A 17897-nucleotide genomic window follows, 5' to 3' on the forward strand; every position below is an offset into this window, starting at 1 on the left:
GGGAAAGAAGGAGCAAAAGCCCTTATTTCATCGCTTGGTAAAAAAGAGTCTGTTGGCATGCTTGCGGATCAAAAAATGAACAATGGGATTGCCTCTCCTTTCTTTGGAATGGAAGCGATGAGCCCAACAGCTCCTGCTGAATTCGCCCTTAAATACAAAGCAAAAATTTATATAACCCGCGTTATCCGTCGCAAAGGGTGCTATTTTACTTTTGAGATTCAAGAACTCAATCCTAGAACACCTGCCGCACTCGATAAAGAGGCACAAGTTCAATGGGTTACAGATAAAATCAATGCTCAGTTTGAAGAATGGATTAAAGATCAACCAGGCCAATGGTTATGGATGCACAATCGCTTTCCGAAGTGATATTTGTTGACAATTACAACAAAACCCGGCTACATTGTCTACAATATAAAGCCCCTTGCGAAGTGCTCGCTATTCATGCGGAACTATACACCTTCGCAGGGATGACAAAATTAGTGATCAAGAAACCTAAATTATCCCCAAACAATTTTATAAAAAAAATTTATTTAAAATTATGCTATAATTACCTTTGTGTCGGATTATAAGGAGAGCCCCCATGCCAAAAGTTACAGATTTAATTTCAAAATTTGAAAAAGCTGCCGAAACAAAGGCTCCAGAACATAAAGACAAAAAACTCGAAACAAAACCGAGTGATAAAGCACGGACCGCATCGAGCCAGGAGCCACAAGAAACATCACTCACAAACCGTTCAACTGTAAAAAGGTCTGGCAGAGCTCTGCCAACAATTCCCCACAAAGCTCGCCCATTGCCAACGCCACCTGTAAAGCCAAAGCAGGAGATGGTTAAAGTAGACCTTGGAAAATCGATACAATCACTCAAAAGTTCAATGCTAAAACACATTCAAAAGGACTTAAACCACCTTCCTCTCAATGAGAAAATAGAAAAGGTTCTAGGCTATAATCTTGATAAAAAACTAACCATCGACCTTCTTCGTCCTTCTATAGAGTCTGAATTGAAAAACACCTCTGACATAGATGACTTTATCCTTATCTTTCAAGGCATTAAAAAGATTTGCTCCTATGATATGAGCCCTAAAGAAGGACCATTCTACTCACATGAACTTTTTTCTGACCATTTCCAAGCAATGCTGGCAAAAGAGCCAGAACTTATGGCGAAAGAATCCCTCGCAAAAACAATAGCCCAATATAAAAATTTTCTGAAAGCTGAAAATTTTTACGCCAAGATCGACACTATTCAAGACCCAGACATAGCAGAAATGTTCGGACTTTGGTACAACTGCACAATCACAAATGAGCAAGATCTAAAAGCTTTTTGTCAAAATCCAAACTATGCAACAAAACTCCATTGCCCTCTCGAACTTAACAATCTTGAATTCGAAGAACTTGCAGAGGGTATTGCCAAAAACAAATCACTATCCGTGCTTTTACTCAATTGTACGGACATTGTCTCTCCAGGATTCGGTGCACTAGCTGATGCTCTCAAGGAAACCACCAGTCTAAAAACACTTCGATTAGAAAATGGTTTATTTGAAGATGATCAAGCAAATTACCTGGCTGAAGTCATCGCTGTCAGTACATCAATTACAAATCTTGAATTGACTTCATCTATATTTGCAAATGCAGGAGTGGTTTTTTTAAACAAATTTCTAACTGGAAATCAAACCTTGAGCCATCTTCAGCTTAATGATTGTAGAATGAATGGCGAAGGAATCGCTGAACTGACTCAAGCGCTAAAAGTCAATGAAGCACTGACCAGTCTAGAATTGAATTCAATGGACATTGCAAATGATGACCGACTATTCCTGGCTCAATCACTCGCTGCAACCCTTCTTGTCAACAAAACACTCACAACACTTGACCTTAGCTCTAATTCACTCAGAGATAACAGCGCCACGGCTATTGCTGAAGCACTTAGAGGAAATACAACACTCACAACACTGAATCTCCATGGAAATAAGATCGGTGATCCAGGTGCCGTCGCCCTTGCAAATACCTTGATAGACAATCAAACACTAAAAACACTTGATTTAAGTAACAACAGATATACTAATACCACAGCTATTGCTTTTATTCAGTCTATGAACCTAAATCAATCCCTAACACATCTCAATCTTGATAGTGGCTTTAACATCTCTATTGATTCAAAAGTGACATTGCGAAGATTAGAAAAAACGGTTCCAAGCAGAAAGTTTATTCTGTAGATTCTTCATATTGCATGGAGATGCCGAAACAAGTTCGGAGTGGCAGGTTTTTATCGTCAAGCCTTCTCCATAATATCTTCCCGCTGAGCGCTCATCACAGCCAAGTTCGCAACAATGTTCATCAGCACAATGATAAAGGCGCCAACGTAGAACAAAGGCATCACAACTGATTGCGTATTCTGCCATAAAAGCATCGCCATGAAAGGCGTTGTGCCTGAGAAAATCATCGAGCCTAGCGAATGACCAATTCCCATGCCTGAGCTTCTGGTTTTGACAGGATAGAGCGATGCATTAATCACATCGCAAGGCACAATAAACAATGAGAAAGACATTGAAGTCAAAATCATCAGCCATAAAGGCAAAAGCCCTTGCGCTACAAAATAACCATTCAAGAGAATCATTAAGAACAGAAGGCCTGAGCCGATAAGCTGAATCCTGTATTTTCCGAAGCGATCACTCAACAATCCTGCAACAGGCATGGAAAAAGCATAAGCAAAAAGAGAAAAACTGGTATGGTATGAGGCTTCACTTTCTTTCAGAACATGCACCACCGTACCCAAAAATGTCGGCCAAAAGATGAAATAAAAGTGATAGCAAACACCTGCTGAGCCGCAGACAAGCATGGTGATAAAGATTTTTTTCCACGGATAAGTCATAAGATGCTTAGGAGATAGAGGCTTGAATCCTCTTGATTTATCAAGAGATTTATCCAAATGACGTGTCTTTAAAAAATCAATGAACTCACCTGTTTCACACAAATGCTGTCTCAAATAAGAAAACAGAAGCCCGACAATACCACCAACGATAAAAGGAATGCGCCAGACCTGCTCAAAATGAGGACATGATTTTGTGAGTGAAATAGCAAGCGATGCCAATGCAATCCCCCCGATTGAACTAATGCCAACGAGCGAATTCCCAAATGAGGCACGCTTGCGACTGATATGTTCGTACATATAAACAACAACACCACTATACTCGCCTGCAACAAACACACCTTGAGCAATGCGGCAAAGCATGAGTATGGCTGCTGAAATCCAACCCCAATATTCATAAGTGGGCAAGCATCCGATAATAATTGTGGGGATCGCAATGCCCATCAGATTGATTTTTAGGCTCGCGGCTCTACCATAGTGATCAGCAATGCGGCCAAACAGAAAGGATCCAATTGGTTTTGCAAAAGAACCCATGGCATAAATACCAAAGGTCATCAGCAATGCAGCTGCGATATCTTGTTTCGGGAAATAAAGCTTTGCAAGCAATGCTGCTGAAAAGCCATAAAGGGCGTAGTCATAATACTCAAGCACTGTTCCGAGAACAGCAATGAGCATGCTTTTTACTTTTAGTTTTTGCATATTTTCATGCATATCTGCCTCCGCTGGTATGATCCAGATCAGGTCATAAGGGTTTTTCTCAGCCCTAAAGGGCACCCCTGATACGATCTTGTTACTGTTTTATGCTCTTTGAGGAAGATTGTCAAGTGTCTTTGTTTCTAACACAGCAATCTATAAAACCGTCATCAACTATGATTTGTTATTGAGAGAGTCGTCATTCAGAGCCACCTCCTTAAGAGGTGGCGTGGAATCTCAGCAAAGCATCAATAAAAACGGCACTTATTTTTATTTCTGAGAGACTCCACGCCCTCCTTTTAGGAGGGCTCTGAGTGACGGTATTTATTGTCAATCCCTCTAATGAGCGTCTTGCCAGTTAGCGCCAAAGCCAACTTCCGCAGTCAGCGGAACAGAAAGGCTCATGACAGATTCCATAATCCGCTTGACCTCGTTCGCAACCACTTCTTTTTCCGCCAAAGGCACTTCAAAAACCAATTCATCATGGACCTGTAACAACATGCGCGATTTTAAATTCTTTGCTTTCAGATAGGCTGCAATCTGAACCATCGCCTTTTTAATAATATCAGCCTGCGTGCTCTGTAATGGCGCGTTAATTGCTTGTCTTTCTGCGAATTGCCTTTTGGCAAAAATCTTGTCTCTAATCGTTGGCACGTAAGATTTTCGGCCAAACAGGCTCAGCACATAACCATGCTTACGGGCAAATTCAACCATCTCATCCATGTAAGCCTTTAATTCTGGAAACTGCACAAAGTAAGCATCAATCAAAGCCTTTGCTTCTTCGACAGAGCAATGGAGCTGCTGTGACAATCCATAGGATGAAATTCCATATAAAATCCCGAAGTTCACCGCCTTAGCTTTGCGCCGAAAGTCTGATGTCATCTCCTCTGGTTTTAAATGAAATACATGGGCTGCTGTATGAGCATGAATATCTACGCCATGCAAAAATGCATCCTTGAGTTTCGACACATCCGCAATGGCCGCAACCAGGCGCAGTTCAATTTGTGAATAATCGATCGACATCATTTCATAGCCCGCTTCAGCCACAAAAGCTTTGCGAATCTCACGCCCTTCTTCTGTCCGAATGGGAATGTTCTGCAGGTTCGGATCTGATGAAGACAGGCGCCCTGTATTGCTTAAAGCCAAACCGTATGTCGTATGCACGCGCCCAGATCTTGGATCAATCTGCTTAGGAAGCGCATCTGAGTAAGTGCCTTTAAGCTTAGAGACATGTCTCCAATCCAATATCTTGCGTGCAATTTCATAACCTTGCTCAGCAAGCGGCTCTAAAATATCAATATTTGTGGAGAGCTGTCCTGATTTTCCCTTGCCTGCTGCTTCTAACTTCAGCTTTGTAAAGAGAATCTCGCTCAATTGCTTTGGGGAACCAATGTTAAACTCCTCACCTGCTAAATCATAGATACGCTTTTCAAGCTCTGAAATAGACCTTTGAAGTGAGCTCGAGATCTCTTGAAGTTTAAAAGCATCCAGCTTCACACCCACCTGCTCCATCTCAGCGACAACCGGAATCAAAGGACGCTCAACCTCCTCATATAGGGTCAGCAATTGTTCTGTCCGAAGACGTGGTTTTAAAATCTGATGAAGCTGAAAGATATAGTCTGCTTTTTCAGACGCATAGTTTGCCAAACCTGCGATCGTCACTTGATCGAGTGGCTTTTGCGTGCGCCCCTCGCCTGCAATTGTTTTGAACTCTACAAGCGACTGATCAAAATAATGCAGTGACAAAGACTCGAGCGTGTGTGCATGCAAAGCGCCATCAAGCAGATAAGACATCGTCAAAATATCATCAAAAGCTTGCACTTGAATATCAAAGAAAGCGAGGATTTTCATTTCTCTTTTTACATCATGAGAGATTGTCAATAGAGCGGATGATTCAAACAAAGGCTTTAAGGTTTTCAGGACAAGCGCCTGATCCAATTGCTGATACTGCTTTTCGCCCTCCACAGGCGATTCAGGCATATTGAGCAGATTGCGCGATAATTGATGATTGAGCGGAATGTAGAAAGACTCACCGGCGCCAAGAGCAATTGATAGGCCGACCAAAACAACTTGGTCAAAACCAGAGCTCACTGATTCTGTTTGAAAAGCAAAAATGCCACGTTCCTGAATTTTTGTGATAACAGCTTGTAATTGTGCTTCTGTTTCAACAATGTCATACTGTTTCTCTTTTGAAGTTGGCTTTGCTGATACCAGCTCTTGCGATTGACCTGCAGCATGCAGAAGTCCAGCTTTTTCAAGGCGTGAAAGCGTTGATCTAAAGCCCTGCTCTTCTAAAAACAGACGCAATCTGGCTTCATCAAACACAGATAAAGCGAGGGAATCGATGGAAACAGGAACAGGAACATCTCTTTTCAGGCGCACCAATTGTTTTGAGATAATCGCATCCTCACGATGGGCAACCAGAGATTCTCGTCTTTTCGGCTGTTTGATCTGATCAAGATTTTCAAGTAAGCCTTCAAGACTGCCGTAAGCTTGAATCAATTCAGCTGCGGTCTTCGGACCAATACCAGGAACACCCGGCACATTATCAGAACTATCGCCGCAAAGAGCCTGCACATCAATCACTTTATCCGGCGTCACGCCAAATTTTTCAAACACCTCTGGCTCATGAATGATCTTGCTTTTCATCGGATCAAACATGCAAATACCATCACCAACAAGCTGCATTAAGTCTTTATCTGACGACACAATTGTCACGCGCTGATTATTTTGTTTTGCAATCTCAACATAGGTTGCAATCAAATCATCTGCCTCAAAGCCTTCAATTTCAAGCTGAGGCAAATTAAAAGCAGTTGTTGCATCACGAATGAGTGAAAACTGAGGAATCAACTCCTCTGGCGTTTCCGAGCGATTAGCCTTATAGGCTGGATAAATATCGTAGCGAAAATTTTTCCGCGCGGCATCAAAAACCACCAGGATTTTCTTCGCATGAATCTCAGTCAGCAATTTGATGAGCATGTTGGTAAAGCCAAACACAGCATTGACAGGGATTCCATCAGGACGTGTCATCATCGGCAAGGCATGAAAAGCACGGAAAATAAAACCAGACCCATCAATGAGGAACAGGTCATTATTATCGGCCGTAAAATGATTTATATTTTTGGTATCAAGCATGGCTTAACAATGCAAGATTTTGCAATCTCTGTCGAGAGAAAAATCATAGCATGAATAAAAAAACCTCCCCGAAGGGAGGTTTTTTAAAAGCAATTAACTCTTTTTCAGTGATCCAACGAGGTTATCGTAATAATAACGAACACCAGCCCAATAGGCACAGAACATTCTACCAATCGCACCTTCAAAGCAAGTACTTGCTTGATCAGTCATCTGTTCTTTCAAGAATTTAAAGGCTCTTGTGTCTTGAATTACCTTATGCTCAATCTCTGCGTTTTTGCAGAGAAGAATATAAATACGAACAAGCATATCTCTCAAAGAAACGCCGCCTGTTTCATCTCTTTCCACATCTTTTTTAGCATATGGACCAAATACAAATTGCACTGCCTTGTTATAAGGCGTGTTTGGCTTATTGTCTGGATCTCCTGCCAAGAGAGCAAGCAAGTTCAGTAAAACTGTATTTTCTACAGAATTTTGATATGCTTCCATAATATCATTATTGCTCTCAAATAACATATTCACAAGGAAACGATTATTTCTAACAAATGTTTTGTTCGCAAAATGCGCGTCGGTATCTAAAGAAGGAAGCACAATATTCTCGAACTGGTTCAGTAAATTAATGTCAAAACCATAAGCCTCACAGAGATTTGCACGACTTGGAGTTTGTGAAGCAGACAAGAATGGAACAATAGCAACGTCATCTTCCTTTTCGAGTCTTGTAGAGCGTTCATCTTCTTCAATCATTGCAGCCCTCCAGATCTCAGAATCTTTGTCGGCATATCTATTTTCTTCAGCTTCAAGTGCCAATGCCAAAAGCCTATCTTGCTCTTCACGCTGCAGGCGTTTTTGTATTGCAAATGGTTGCTCTGAGTCACCTTTTTTGAGCAATTTTGCCATATAAGCATCTTGACGCTCTTGATCATTCATGAACTTACGCTCTTCTTCATCCAATTTACGAGCCAATTCTGCTGCATAAGCTGCATCAACATCAATTCGAGATTGTTTCAGACGGGGAGAGAATGCATCTCTGGGCAAATCACGACTTGAAAATTCCGGATTGTAAGGCGGTATTTTCACCATAGATGGATAAGGGCTTGGTGCCGGCGAAGGAGATGGTGCAAAAGATACTCTTTTAAATGAAGGCGCTGGTGACGGAGATGGGTATGGGCTGGGTGCTGGCGAAGGTGATGGACGATGCTTCTGACGATCTTCATCTTGAAGACTCAGAGCAATTGCCAAACTCAGATCATCATCCTCTTTGCTCACTTCAAACTCTGTCCCTTCAACAAAAAGTGGTGCAAAACTAGGATTAAAGGCAGGCCTAAGAACTTGTACAAGCGGTTCATTCACAACAAACTTAGGTTCATTCTTTGGCTCTGCCCCAGAGAGGCTCAAAGCGATTGCGAAATCTAACTCTTCGCTTCTTTCTTCTTCAATCGGAGAAAGAGGAAACCCATCATCAACTTTTGGCATCATCAATTGAGGAGAAAGCGGACGTGCAGCTTTTGGTTCTTTGAATGCAACTTGATCTTGTAGCAAACGAGATTTTGTTGCAAGCTTTGGAACTGACTTTGTTTGAGAAGGCCTCGTTGGTGTCGGATTACGCTGCACGAGTTGCTCAAACATCTCAGTAACTTTAGCTCTTTTTGCTGAACCATAAGCCATGAGACCAGCATCTTCTGATTCGCGCTTATCAGTGATCTCTTTTCTAAACTGAGCCCCACCAGGAACCATTTCTTTTTTGGGTGCTGAACCTTGCATATGTTTTGGCATCACAACTGGTAATTTTCTCTCAGGCACGGCAGGTTTTTTAAACGCCGACTCTCCAAGACGAACGACTTTTCTGTCTAACAATGCAATTCCATAATCCTGAGAGGCAATAAATTGTGAGAGCTCTGATTCAACTGCTACTGAATTCACTTCACGGTGAGAGTTGAAAAATGGCGTCATCACAATGTATGATTTTTCATCAACTGTTTTCAGTCTCACGACACGGTTGGTTGGATTTCTCTGGTCAATCTGAACATTTAACCATGGACCGGATGATTGCATTGGTTGCATTAAAAGCTCAATCACACCATCTTGGTTACTTTTCTCTGAAATTTTGTATATCATCACAATACTCCTTTAAATATATAAAAATTTAAAATAATATTAACATTTTGTTAAATTTATTTCAAGACTATTTTTCAACGCTTAGCCTGAACTTACTAGAAATGCTTGGACAATTCAAGAGCCAGTAGATAATCTGGATCTAAATCCTGTTCTGAGGCGGCACCTTGCCTACTCATTTCGAGTGCTTTTTGAAAAACAGACTCATCTTCTTCCTCATCATCAACTGGCTGATTTTCCATTAAACTCAGAGCAATTGCCTTTTGAATATCAGCTTCATAAGAATCTACAGGCTCAATAATCGCCTCATGCACAGCTGCACTTTTGAAACGACTAAAATATTCCCCGAGCTTAAGATGATAATTTCTAAGCCCAAACCAGAAAATTGTAAAGAGCCTTGCATTCATTGCTTTTATGTAATCAATCGACCCATCAAATGGCCCAGGCAAAATATCGACAAGGCATTTAAAGAAATTTGTATCTTTTTTAGAATCAACTCTTTCAACAGCTTTATGAGCAATCAAAAGCATACAAATGCGTTCAAACAAATATTTCATTAAGTTGGCATCTTCTTGCATGACTCGATTCATATCAAACTTATCATACAAAACACCAAAAAGAAGAGCTAAAGACTCGGTCAAATTACCATTATTTCGTAAATACTTGATCAAAGCGGCCTGCAATTTAACCAAAGCGTTATTTTTTGTATGGTCATTATAATTCTTCCAAAGTTCAGCAAGATGTAAGTTCTGATCAAATATAGCAAAGGAAAGCTTTTGAGAGGAGATCGTAAAAGCATAACGATCATTATCTGGCAGGATGAATGATGGCTCTTCCTGATCCAAAAAAGCCTGAAGATCTTCGGGAACAACATCCAAAGCACGACACATCTGGTAAAATCTTTGCTCTCCCTCTTTAGTGAAAAAGTCTGAATCAGATACAGGCATGCGGGCCTGAAACGCAACTCCAGCATGAGAAGCCTGCCCTCTTTGCACAGATCGATTTGCCAACTTCACTTGCTCAAAATTAATATGAGGCAAAAATGATTCAATCGATTGAATCAAAGATTCTGAATCCACATGATGATTCAACATAGCAAAGTAAGACAAATGAGAGAAGCCATAATCATGAGGGTATCTAGCCATAATACTTTGCGCTGACCGACCATCTGCACTCAAATGCACTTGTACATCAAAATAACCTATATCTACATTCCCCTGTAATGGAGCAAGACTCAGATGCACAAACTCTTTTGCATCAGATTGAAGATGAATAATATAAGACATACTTTAAATCCCTCAGTATAATAAAAATAAACACAATAACATCTCATTAAAGAGATAGGTTAAACTTCAAACAAATCATATATTAACAAAAAATTAACAAACTCACAAGAGATATTTCTTAAAAAATATAATGACCTCTGAAATAAATCAAAGGCTTAGCTGATGGATCTTCTGAAAAAGCACTCTTCAGCACCTCACCAATCATCAAGACATGATCTCCGATTTCAATACGCTCTTTTATTTGACAATCAATTGAGCACAAAGCCTTATCAATATGAACAAAACTATTCCCTAAAAGGCTATATTTAGTTAAAGGCCATGGATTTGGTGTTCCATTTGAAAAACGGAGCGAAATATCCTGCTGTTGATGATTCAAAATATTGACACAGAAAAAATTATTTTTATTGAAATAAGGAAAAGTTCTGGACTTTTTATCAAGACAAAACGACAAAAGAGGCGGCTCAAGCGATACCGATGCAAGTGAATTAACCGTAAGACCCACAGGTTTTTGAGACTCATGATCAAATGTTGCCACATGACAGATGCCTGTCGTAAAAGACCCGAGAGCTTTTTTGAAGTGAATTGTATCAATAACCATGATCACGCTTTCTTTCAAGAATAGATTCCTTAGTATAATGGAATTGGTAATTTTTTAATAGAGAATATATATGATCATTTTCAGCGTGATCTTCTTTTAAAAATCAGATTACAATAATATAAAAACAGAGCGAGATTTCAAATGAGAGCAATTCTAGGTATTTTAATTGTGATAGGCTGTACGTTAGGTGGATATGCTGCGATGGGAGCACATCTGGGAGTTCTCTGGCAGCCATTTGAATTTGTTATTATTTTCGGAGCAGCCGCCGGTGCCTTTGTTATAACAGGCCCTGCATCTGTCTTGAAACACTTAGGACATGGACTTAAAACCGTTTTCTCAAAAGATAAATATGACAAAAAAAGCTATCTTGAGCTTTTAAGCGTCATGTTTCTTGTTTTTAAAATGGCAAAGACAAAAGGACTCATCTCTCTTGAAAAACACATCGAGGCGCCTCACGAAAGCGAGCTTTTTGCACAATTTCCTACTTTTCACCATGATCATCATGCCGTCACTTTTCTTTGTGACTACCTGCGTGTTATCTCTTTAGGCGCAGAAAGCCCTCACGTGCTTGAAGATTTAATGGACCAAGAACTAAAAACACACCATGATGAACATCATTTACTCGCAGGCTCTGTACAAAAACTCGCTGACGGTATGCCCGCTCTCGGTATTGTGGCTGCGGTTTTGGGCGTGATCAAAACCATGGGTTCCATTTCAGAACCACCAGAAGTTCTAGGACACTTGATTGGTGGTGCGCTTGTGGGAACATTCGTTGGGGTGTGGGTTGCCTATGGATACGTTGGCCCTATCGCAGGCTCAATGGAAGCAAAATTCAATTCTGAAGGTAAATATTATGAATGCATTAAAGCAGGGCTGATCGCTTATCTTCATGGGTATCCGCCGGTGATATGCGTAGAATATGCACGTAAAGGACTTGAAGAAGCTGTACGGCCAACTTTTGCTGAACTTGAAGAGACAACAAACGCCCTTCCTGCACCAGCATAATCATTTACACACTAATTTAAAGGCGAGTAGAAACGAGTGGCGGATCAAAGACCTATTATTATCAAAAAGAAAAAAGGCGGAGGTGGCCATGGGCACCATGGCGGCGCCTGGAAAGTTGCTTATGCTGACTTTGTGACCGCTATGATGGCCTTTTTTTTGCTTTTGTGGTTATTAAATGCAACGACTGAAGAACAAAAAAAAGGGCTTGCTGAATATTTTGCACCAACAATTTCACTCACATCTCGCGGCTCAGGAGCTGCAGGGCTTCTGCAAGGCGGAACTGTTATGAAAGGCAATGACTCTGCCTTAAGCGCAGCAGACCCAAACAGCAAACCAGAAGAACCAACTGATGAAGCAAATTCTGCAGAAAATCAGACAGATAACAGCGGACAATCAAAAACAGAACAAGTCAATGAGACAGAAGAATATTCAAACAAGACAGGAGACCCTGTTGAAGGATTAAGTAAAAAAGAAGGTGACTCTCTTCAAGCTGTCATCAAAGAAGAGGAAGAAGCTAAATTTGAATCAGCAGCCGCCGCAATTAAAGCAGCCCTAGAATCAATCCCAGAATTTTCAGACGTCAAAGGAGCCGTTCAAGTCAAACGCACAGAAAAGGGACTTGAAATTCAGCTCATCGACCAAGATAACTACTCAATGTTTGAAAGCGGAAGCAGCAATATCACCCCAACATCAAAAGCCCTACTCTCAATGATTGGCGTTCTCTTAAAAGACTTGCCAAACAAGATTTCTATCGCGGGTCATACGGATGCCTCCCCATTTCATGGAAAAGATGGATCTGATAACTGGGATCTCTCTTCTGCAAGAGCCAATGCAAGCAGACGTGTTCTTGTTGAAGGCGGCGTTGATCAAAGCCGAATCAGCGATGTTAGTGGTAAAGCAGATACAGAACCTTACGATAAAGCAGACCCCAAATCTCCCAAAAACAGACGCATCACAATTACGCTAAACAACGTTGACCCAAAAGACGTCAAACAAGATCAAACCGCACCCGCAAAATAAAAAAGCTTGATTTTATGCTCACTTTCAGTCACAATCCAAAGATTAATGCTTAATCATTGAATTAGTGAGGAAATAAATGGCACGTGTTACAGTTGAAGATTGCGAATCTATCCCAGATCATTTCGAATTATGCCTTGTTGCTGCGCGCAGAGCAAAAGACATTTCAGCAGGCGATACTTTAAAAATTGAAAGAAACAACGACAAAAATACCGTTGTTGCGCTTCGTGAAATTGCTGGTGAATATCTTTCAGCTGAACAACTCCGTGAAAACCTCATTCGTTCATTCCAAAGAAACATTCCACTTGAAGACGAAGAGAATGAAGATCTTGCCGACTTCATGAGCGGTGAACAAGCCTGGATTACAGATGACTCCATCACAAATCTTGACGACCTTTCTGATGTTGAAGAAGGCGAAGAAGATCTTGATGATGCAGACTTCGGTGAAGCACTCGACGATAATCTTTCAGCAGATCAAGATCTGTAAGCAAGACACCCTATCCAAATTACGATAAAAAAGCCCTCCACTGTTATGATGGAGGGCTTTTTGATCATGAGACGAGCTTTGGATTTCCGCGACTGGTCGCTCTTTGTCACACTTACGCCCCACTACCTTGTCACACCTGAGAACTTTCTCACGAAGTCATCACAACTTGTACACAGCTGAATATTCAATTTTCTGAGATTTTGTCTGGCCTGCCAAGAGAGTTCTAGAGAGAAAGAAAAGGATTTTTTTTGTCGCGTGCTATAGTCAGTAGCCCTCCTACGCACTGCGTGCTTCGGCGCGGCATCCGCTTTGCACACTCCGACTCGACTAGTCTCGTCGAAGCTAATCTCGTCGTAGCTTCAGCGAAGATGGAAGCGAAGACGGATGGCGGAGGGGGTCGGATTCGAACCCACGAGACGCTTCCGCGCCTGCCGGTTTTCAAGACCGGTGCCTTCAACCGCTCGGCCACCCCTCCGTCTCGAATAACAACACTATACACAAACACATCCCCTTTGGCAACACCCCTTCTCTCTTTTTTTCAAAAAAAATTCATTTTTATACCTTAAATCCTAAACCACACGACAAATAATAAAATTTTATTTTTATTTTTATTAATTATGTGGTAAAATGAAAATAGCACCGAATGAAGGAGTTGAAAAAATGAATAATAAAATCAGCGACCTACCAAAAACAGATCAAGCTGCGACAAGCGGCCCATCAATAGAACCCAAATTCTTTGAGCATAAAGTTGCAACAATTCCAAGCACTGGAAATCTCCATGACCAACTATCAACAATCGATCCTGAGAATCAAACTCTATTAACTCGAGTTGTTGAGCGTACTGAATCAAGGCACGCATTAGTAATAACAGATAAAACCTATAAAAGAATCCTTGGCAATTTAAATAGAAATAGTCAAAGAACTGGCACTAAAGTAGATACAACAAGAGATAGACACGAAAATGCTCTCAAAACAATTGGTATTCAACCAGGTCAGCCACTTCCTGATGATTTTCCAAAAAGGCTTATGACTTATAATTTCATATCACTAAAGGAAAAACAAATCATTCTTAAGAGACTTGAGGGTGATCTCCGCCAAAAGTGGGCAACACAAACCCTCAAAGGTGAGCTCAATGCTTATCAAAAACAATTAGATAAGGAACACGGCATTGATCCATCTAATATAAAGGAACAAAAATTTAAAGCTTATCAAGAAAAATTGGCAAAACAAGAATTAGATATGAGGCTACTCTTCCTCATGATCGAATATGCAAATCATTCTGAATCATGTGGTTTAGTCATTGCAAGGAATATATCATCAATTACAGACTACTTCGATCTATCTTACACAAGCATAACAGAACTTGGCTTTACAGAGATTCTCGGAACAATATTCTCTTCTCCTGAAGAAGAAGACCTATTGATCTCCGTTTTAGGAAAAGCAACAGAACTCTATCAAGCTACTCAGAAAACACTTCAATACGCACCAATTATGGCCCAAAGAGATACTCTTTCTGCAGATAATCAAAATGAATTGTTAGGACAACTGATGAAAAATAACACATCACAATCCGACTACAATAGCATTTTAAATTCACTCGGCATTCAAGAAAATAAGTCTTTACCTGATAATCTCACAAGCAAACTATACGAAAATAAATCACTCACGAGTGACAAGAAAAAAATCATCTTAGATTATTTAAAAGAGAAACTTTCCGTATCAATGTCCCTGGAAACATCGATCCATAAAATTAACGTTTACGATCGCACATTAGAAACAAATCCAGAAGCCCAGAGTATAAACAGCTTTCAAACTCAAATTGCAAAAAACTATTTCCAAGAAAATCTAGCCACAGTCTTAATAGAAAAAGGGATCAGCTTTAATTCAGTCCCTCTTGACCAATATGAGAACTTGAGAAACTGTAAAAATGTACAAGAGGTAAGAGATATTTTAATCCAAAATAATGTTTCTCCTGGGGTTGCGAATAATATTGCTGGTGATATTTGGACAATACTTCAAAGCTCTAAAAAAATTGAAGATTATCAACCTCCTCAACTTGATGCAACTCAAAAAGCAGAATTAACAAAGGTTTTCTCTGATCCTGAAATATTAAAGATCTTAGCCTTTCTTCAAACAGATCAAACTGCAAGTGACAGAAATGTTATACATTATGAAGGTGTGAAAGCAAAACCAGAAGTCATCGAGGAACTGATCAGCTCCCCAGAATTCGGTGAATTTATGACAGGATTCGAGAGCATCATATTCACAGATGACATCAAATCAAAATTTGACATACAAATACGAATATTAGGGAATCCAGATGCACTGCCCGCTGATAAGAAGAATGCGGAAAAAGAATTAAAAGCAATTGAAGAAAAAATGATAAAAAACGCAAGCACGCACCTAAAAAATATTGGAGACAAGCTACAGGTTAATGAAAAACTCGACATAAATGAAGCAAAGACCGCACAAAAATTAACAGCCCTTATCAATGTTGCAAATGGAAAGAAAATTGCAACAAAAGATATGTTTACAATCGTCAAACACCGTATCATCTTTGGGATTAAACTCGCAGTCCTTTCCGTGATCGCAGCCGCCGCTATAAGTATTATTGTTGCTAGCGTCATACACTTATTCTTACCACTCATTGCTGCAATGACACTCGCTATTATTGTGACCGTAATTTGCAGTGCCTTTGGTGTGTTAGGATTTAGCATCGGCGCCTTTGGCAGTGAAGAAATCCGCGAAAAGTATGAAAAGCTAATGACTCATTTAAAAGAAATGGGAACCAATATGAACGTACAACAAACTGAAACAATGGCCGTCCCATTATTTACTAAAATATTTTAGAAGTCGCAATTCAAATCAATAAAGGACCGCACAAATGGGCATAGAACATATCAATAAAGGCGCAGAAACCGCCGCTCAAGAAACAAAAGTTGATTCAAAAGTTTCTGAAGGCACGCCCGAATCAAAAGTTGAACCTGCCAAAAAAATGGTCGTGACCGAAAAACTTCTCATGGACCGAGACGTTAAAGTGATCACAGACCAAAGCTTTGGCAAACTCCAACTCGCTCTTATCAAAAAGGGGACAACACCCCTTGCCTCATCCGTCAAAGAAAAATTAGCCAAACTTGACATAACCAGCGAAACAACAGAACTCCCGAATGATTTTGCTGAAATACTCTTTGCCTCTCCAGATTTTACCCTCTCTGAAAAACAAATTATTATGGCTCATTTTCAACCCTCTTTTGATGCGCACTATTCAAGAGAGGCAATCGAAAAAGATGTCACAGCTTATAGAGCATCTGACGCACACAGAAATGCCAGCGATAAGCAAATAGATCTTGCTATCTTTCAAGAAAAACTTGTTGCGAAAGCCTTCCAGCACAATGTCTACGCTCTTTTAATTCAGGTGATGGCGCACAATGCATCTGATGAAAAATTTTTAAAACTGCTATCAGACAATCAATCCGCTCTTCTGGATAAATTAAGCTATACAAGCTTACAAACACTAAAAACAGGAGCCGAGGCTGAGATGCAAATCTTAGAAACGCTTCAAGATATTTCTGATGATCCTATCTTTATATCCCACACAGCAAAAATCGCAGCAACTGTTGCTGAACTCTACAATGGGGCCGTACAACTCGAAGAGCCTGTCTTACAAAAAATGCCTGAAAAACAAATAGATCCTGAGGTCCAAAAAGCAAAAGACAAAGAACTCAAAAAACTTTTCATGGACCAAGACGTTCTACGATCCTTGGCTTTTCTACAATCGACGCAAACAGAAACAGATGCCAAAATCTTGACTTTCTCTCGTCTGAAAGTGAACAAAAGCGCAATGGAAAAAATCACTGAAAGCGATGAATATAAAGAGCTGATGATTGAACTTGAATCCATCATGTTCAATGATAAAATAAAAGAACAACTCTCCGATGCTCTTGCTGCTTTAACCCTTGATCCAAACAACTCATCAAGACAAAAAGTCTTCAAAAAAAGCATGTCAAAAGTCCGAAAACAAATGGTGACAAACCTAAAGAGCACTTTAACAGACATCCAAAACCATGCGGATACAGGAAAAAAACTCAATCCAAAACATGAAAAACTGTCAAACAAACTAATCGCCGTGATTCAAAAAGCAGGATCTGAAAAAATCGCAACAAGAGACACCGTCAATATTATTCTCAAACGCGTTGCCATCGGCATTGGCCTTGCGATTGCAGCAGCAATTGTCGGCACCACTATCGCTTATCTGCTTCCCCTATTCCTAGCTGCTGCAGTTGCAACCATTGTAGGTTACTGCATCATAGCCGCTTTTGCAGTCTTTGGATTTGGTATCGGTGTTTCAGGCAATCAGAAGATCATTGAAAAATTCTCGCAATTCCTAGCCTTATTTCAAGGCAATACACCAAACGCTCCTCTTGCAGGCGCTCTTGCTGAGGGATGAGAATGGAATTACCACTCCTAACCGTCATGGTGAACTCGTTTCAGCATCTCAAGATCCTGAAATAAATTCAGGATGACCTACCCCTCAACCAATTATACCTGCCTCTCCACCGCTACCATCCCCCTCAAATTTTCCTGTCAAGGCAAAATAGAAATGTCCGCTTTAGAGCAAGATAGAAATGTCCGCTTTAGAGGATAAGTTATCCAAAAGTCCACAACCCGGCAGCGGAGCCTCCTACACTCAGGCTGCCAAGGGTTGTGG

At 40.5% G+C, this 17897-nt stretch carries 11 protein-coding genes, 1 tRNA gene, 1 pseudogene and 1 riboswitch; of the genes and pseudogenes, 7 read left to right on the forward strand and 6 right to left on the reverse strand.

The window, feature by feature from the left end; translation table 11 throughout:
- The coding region (locus tag KBF71_07000) for a lysophospholipid acyltransferase family protein (protein ID MBP9878058.1) at positions 1-366 on the forward strand (366 nt) is incomplete at its 5' end.
- A gap of 214 nt (positions 367-580) precedes the next feature.
- Positions 581-2206, forward strand: a complete 1626-nt coding sequence (locus tag KBF71_07005; protein ID MBP9878059.1) for a hypothetical protein — start codon at positions 581-583, stop codon at positions 2204-2206.
- A 56-nt stretch (positions 2207-2262) separates the two neighbouring features.
- Here the strand turns inward: KBF71_07005 and KBF71_07010 are convergent, their stop codons facing one another.
- From KBF71_07010 to KBF71_07030, 5 genes and pseudogenes are all read right to left on the reverse strand, one after another.
- Positions 2263-3570: an MFS transporter gene (locus KBF71_07010; protein MBP9878060.1), complete on the reverse strand. Its 1308-nt coding sequence runs from the start codon at positions 3568-3570 to the stop codon at positions 2263-2265.
- A riboswitch (TPP riboswitch) is annotated at positions 3557-3647 on the reverse strand. (Overlaps the previous gene by 14 nt.)
- Positions 3648-3891: 244 nt before the next feature.
- Positions 3892-6687 carry a DNA polymerase I gene (gene polA, locus KBF71_07015; GenBank protein MBP9878061.1) on the reverse strand — a complete coding sequence of 932 codons (2796 nt, stop codon included), beginning with the start codon at positions 6685-6687 and terminating at the stop codon, positions 3892-3894.
- A 1077-nt stretch (positions 6688-7764) separates the two neighbouring features.
- Positions 7765-7875 (reverse strand): annotated as a pseudogene (locus KBF71_07020) (base plate wedge protein).
- 1019 nt (positions 7876-8894) lie between these two features.
- Positions 8895-10082: a hypothetical protein gene (locus tag KBF71_07025; GenBank protein MBP9878062.1), complete on the reverse strand. Its 1188-nt coding sequence runs from the start codon at positions 10080-10082 to the stop codon at positions 8895-8897.
- Between the two features lie 118 nt (positions 10083-10200).
- Positions 10201-10680, reverse strand: coding sequence for a flavin reductase family protein (locus tag KBF71_07030; protein ID MBP9878063.1), 480 nt, complete (start codon positions 10678-10680; stop codon positions 10201-10203).
- A 141-nt stretch (positions 10681-10821) separates the two neighbouring features.
- On the opposite strand from KBF71_07030, the gene motA reads away from it, so the two are divergent.
- From motA to KBF71_07045, 3 genes are all read left to right on the forward strand, one after another.
- Entirely contained in the window at positions 10822-11685 is an 864-nt protein-coding gene (motA, locus tag KBF71_07035; protein MBP9878064.1) for a flagellar motor stator protein MotA, read from the forward strand.
- A gap of 36 nt (positions 11686-11721) precedes the next feature.
- Positions 11722-12705: an OmpA family protein gene (locus KBF71_07040; GenBank protein MBP9878065.1), complete on the forward strand. Its 984-nt coding sequence runs from the start codon at positions 11722-11724 to the stop codon at positions 12703-12705.
- Between the two features lie 76 nt (positions 12706-12781).
- Positions 12782-13189, forward strand: coding sequence for a DNA-directed RNA polymerase subunit omega (locus KBF71_07045; GenBank protein ID MBP9878066.1), 408 nt, complete (start codon positions 12782-12784; stop codon positions 13187-13189).
- 385 nt (positions 13190-13574) lie between these two features.
- Here the strand turns inward: KBF71_07045 and KBF71_07050 are convergent.
- Positions 13575-13664: transfer RNA gene (locus KBF71_07050), tRNA-Ser, on the reverse strand.
- Between the two features lie 185 nt (positions 13665-13849).
- Here KBF71_07050 and KBF71_07055 point away from each other — a divergent pair.
- Both KBF71_07055 and KBF71_07060 read left to right on the forward strand, forming a co-directional pair.
- Positions 13850-16039 (forward strand): hypothetical protein, encoded by a 2190-nt coding sequence (locus KBF71_07055; protein ID MBP9878067.1) that lies wholly within the window; start codon positions 13850-13852, stop codon positions 16037-16039.
- A 34-nt stretch (positions 16040-16073) separates the two neighbouring features.
- Complete coding sequence (locus tag KBF71_07060) at positions 16074-17636, forward strand: hypothetical protein (protein MBP9878068.1); 1563 nt, start codon at positions 16074-16076, stop codon at positions 17634-17636.
- The last annotated feature ends 261 nt before the right edge of the window (positions 17637-17897 follow it).

The sequence above is a fragment of the Alphaproteobacteria bacterium genome (assembly GCA_018063245.1).
Lineage (GTDB): Bacteria > Pseudomonadota > Alphaproteobacteria > JAGPBS01 > JAGPBS01 > JAGPBS01.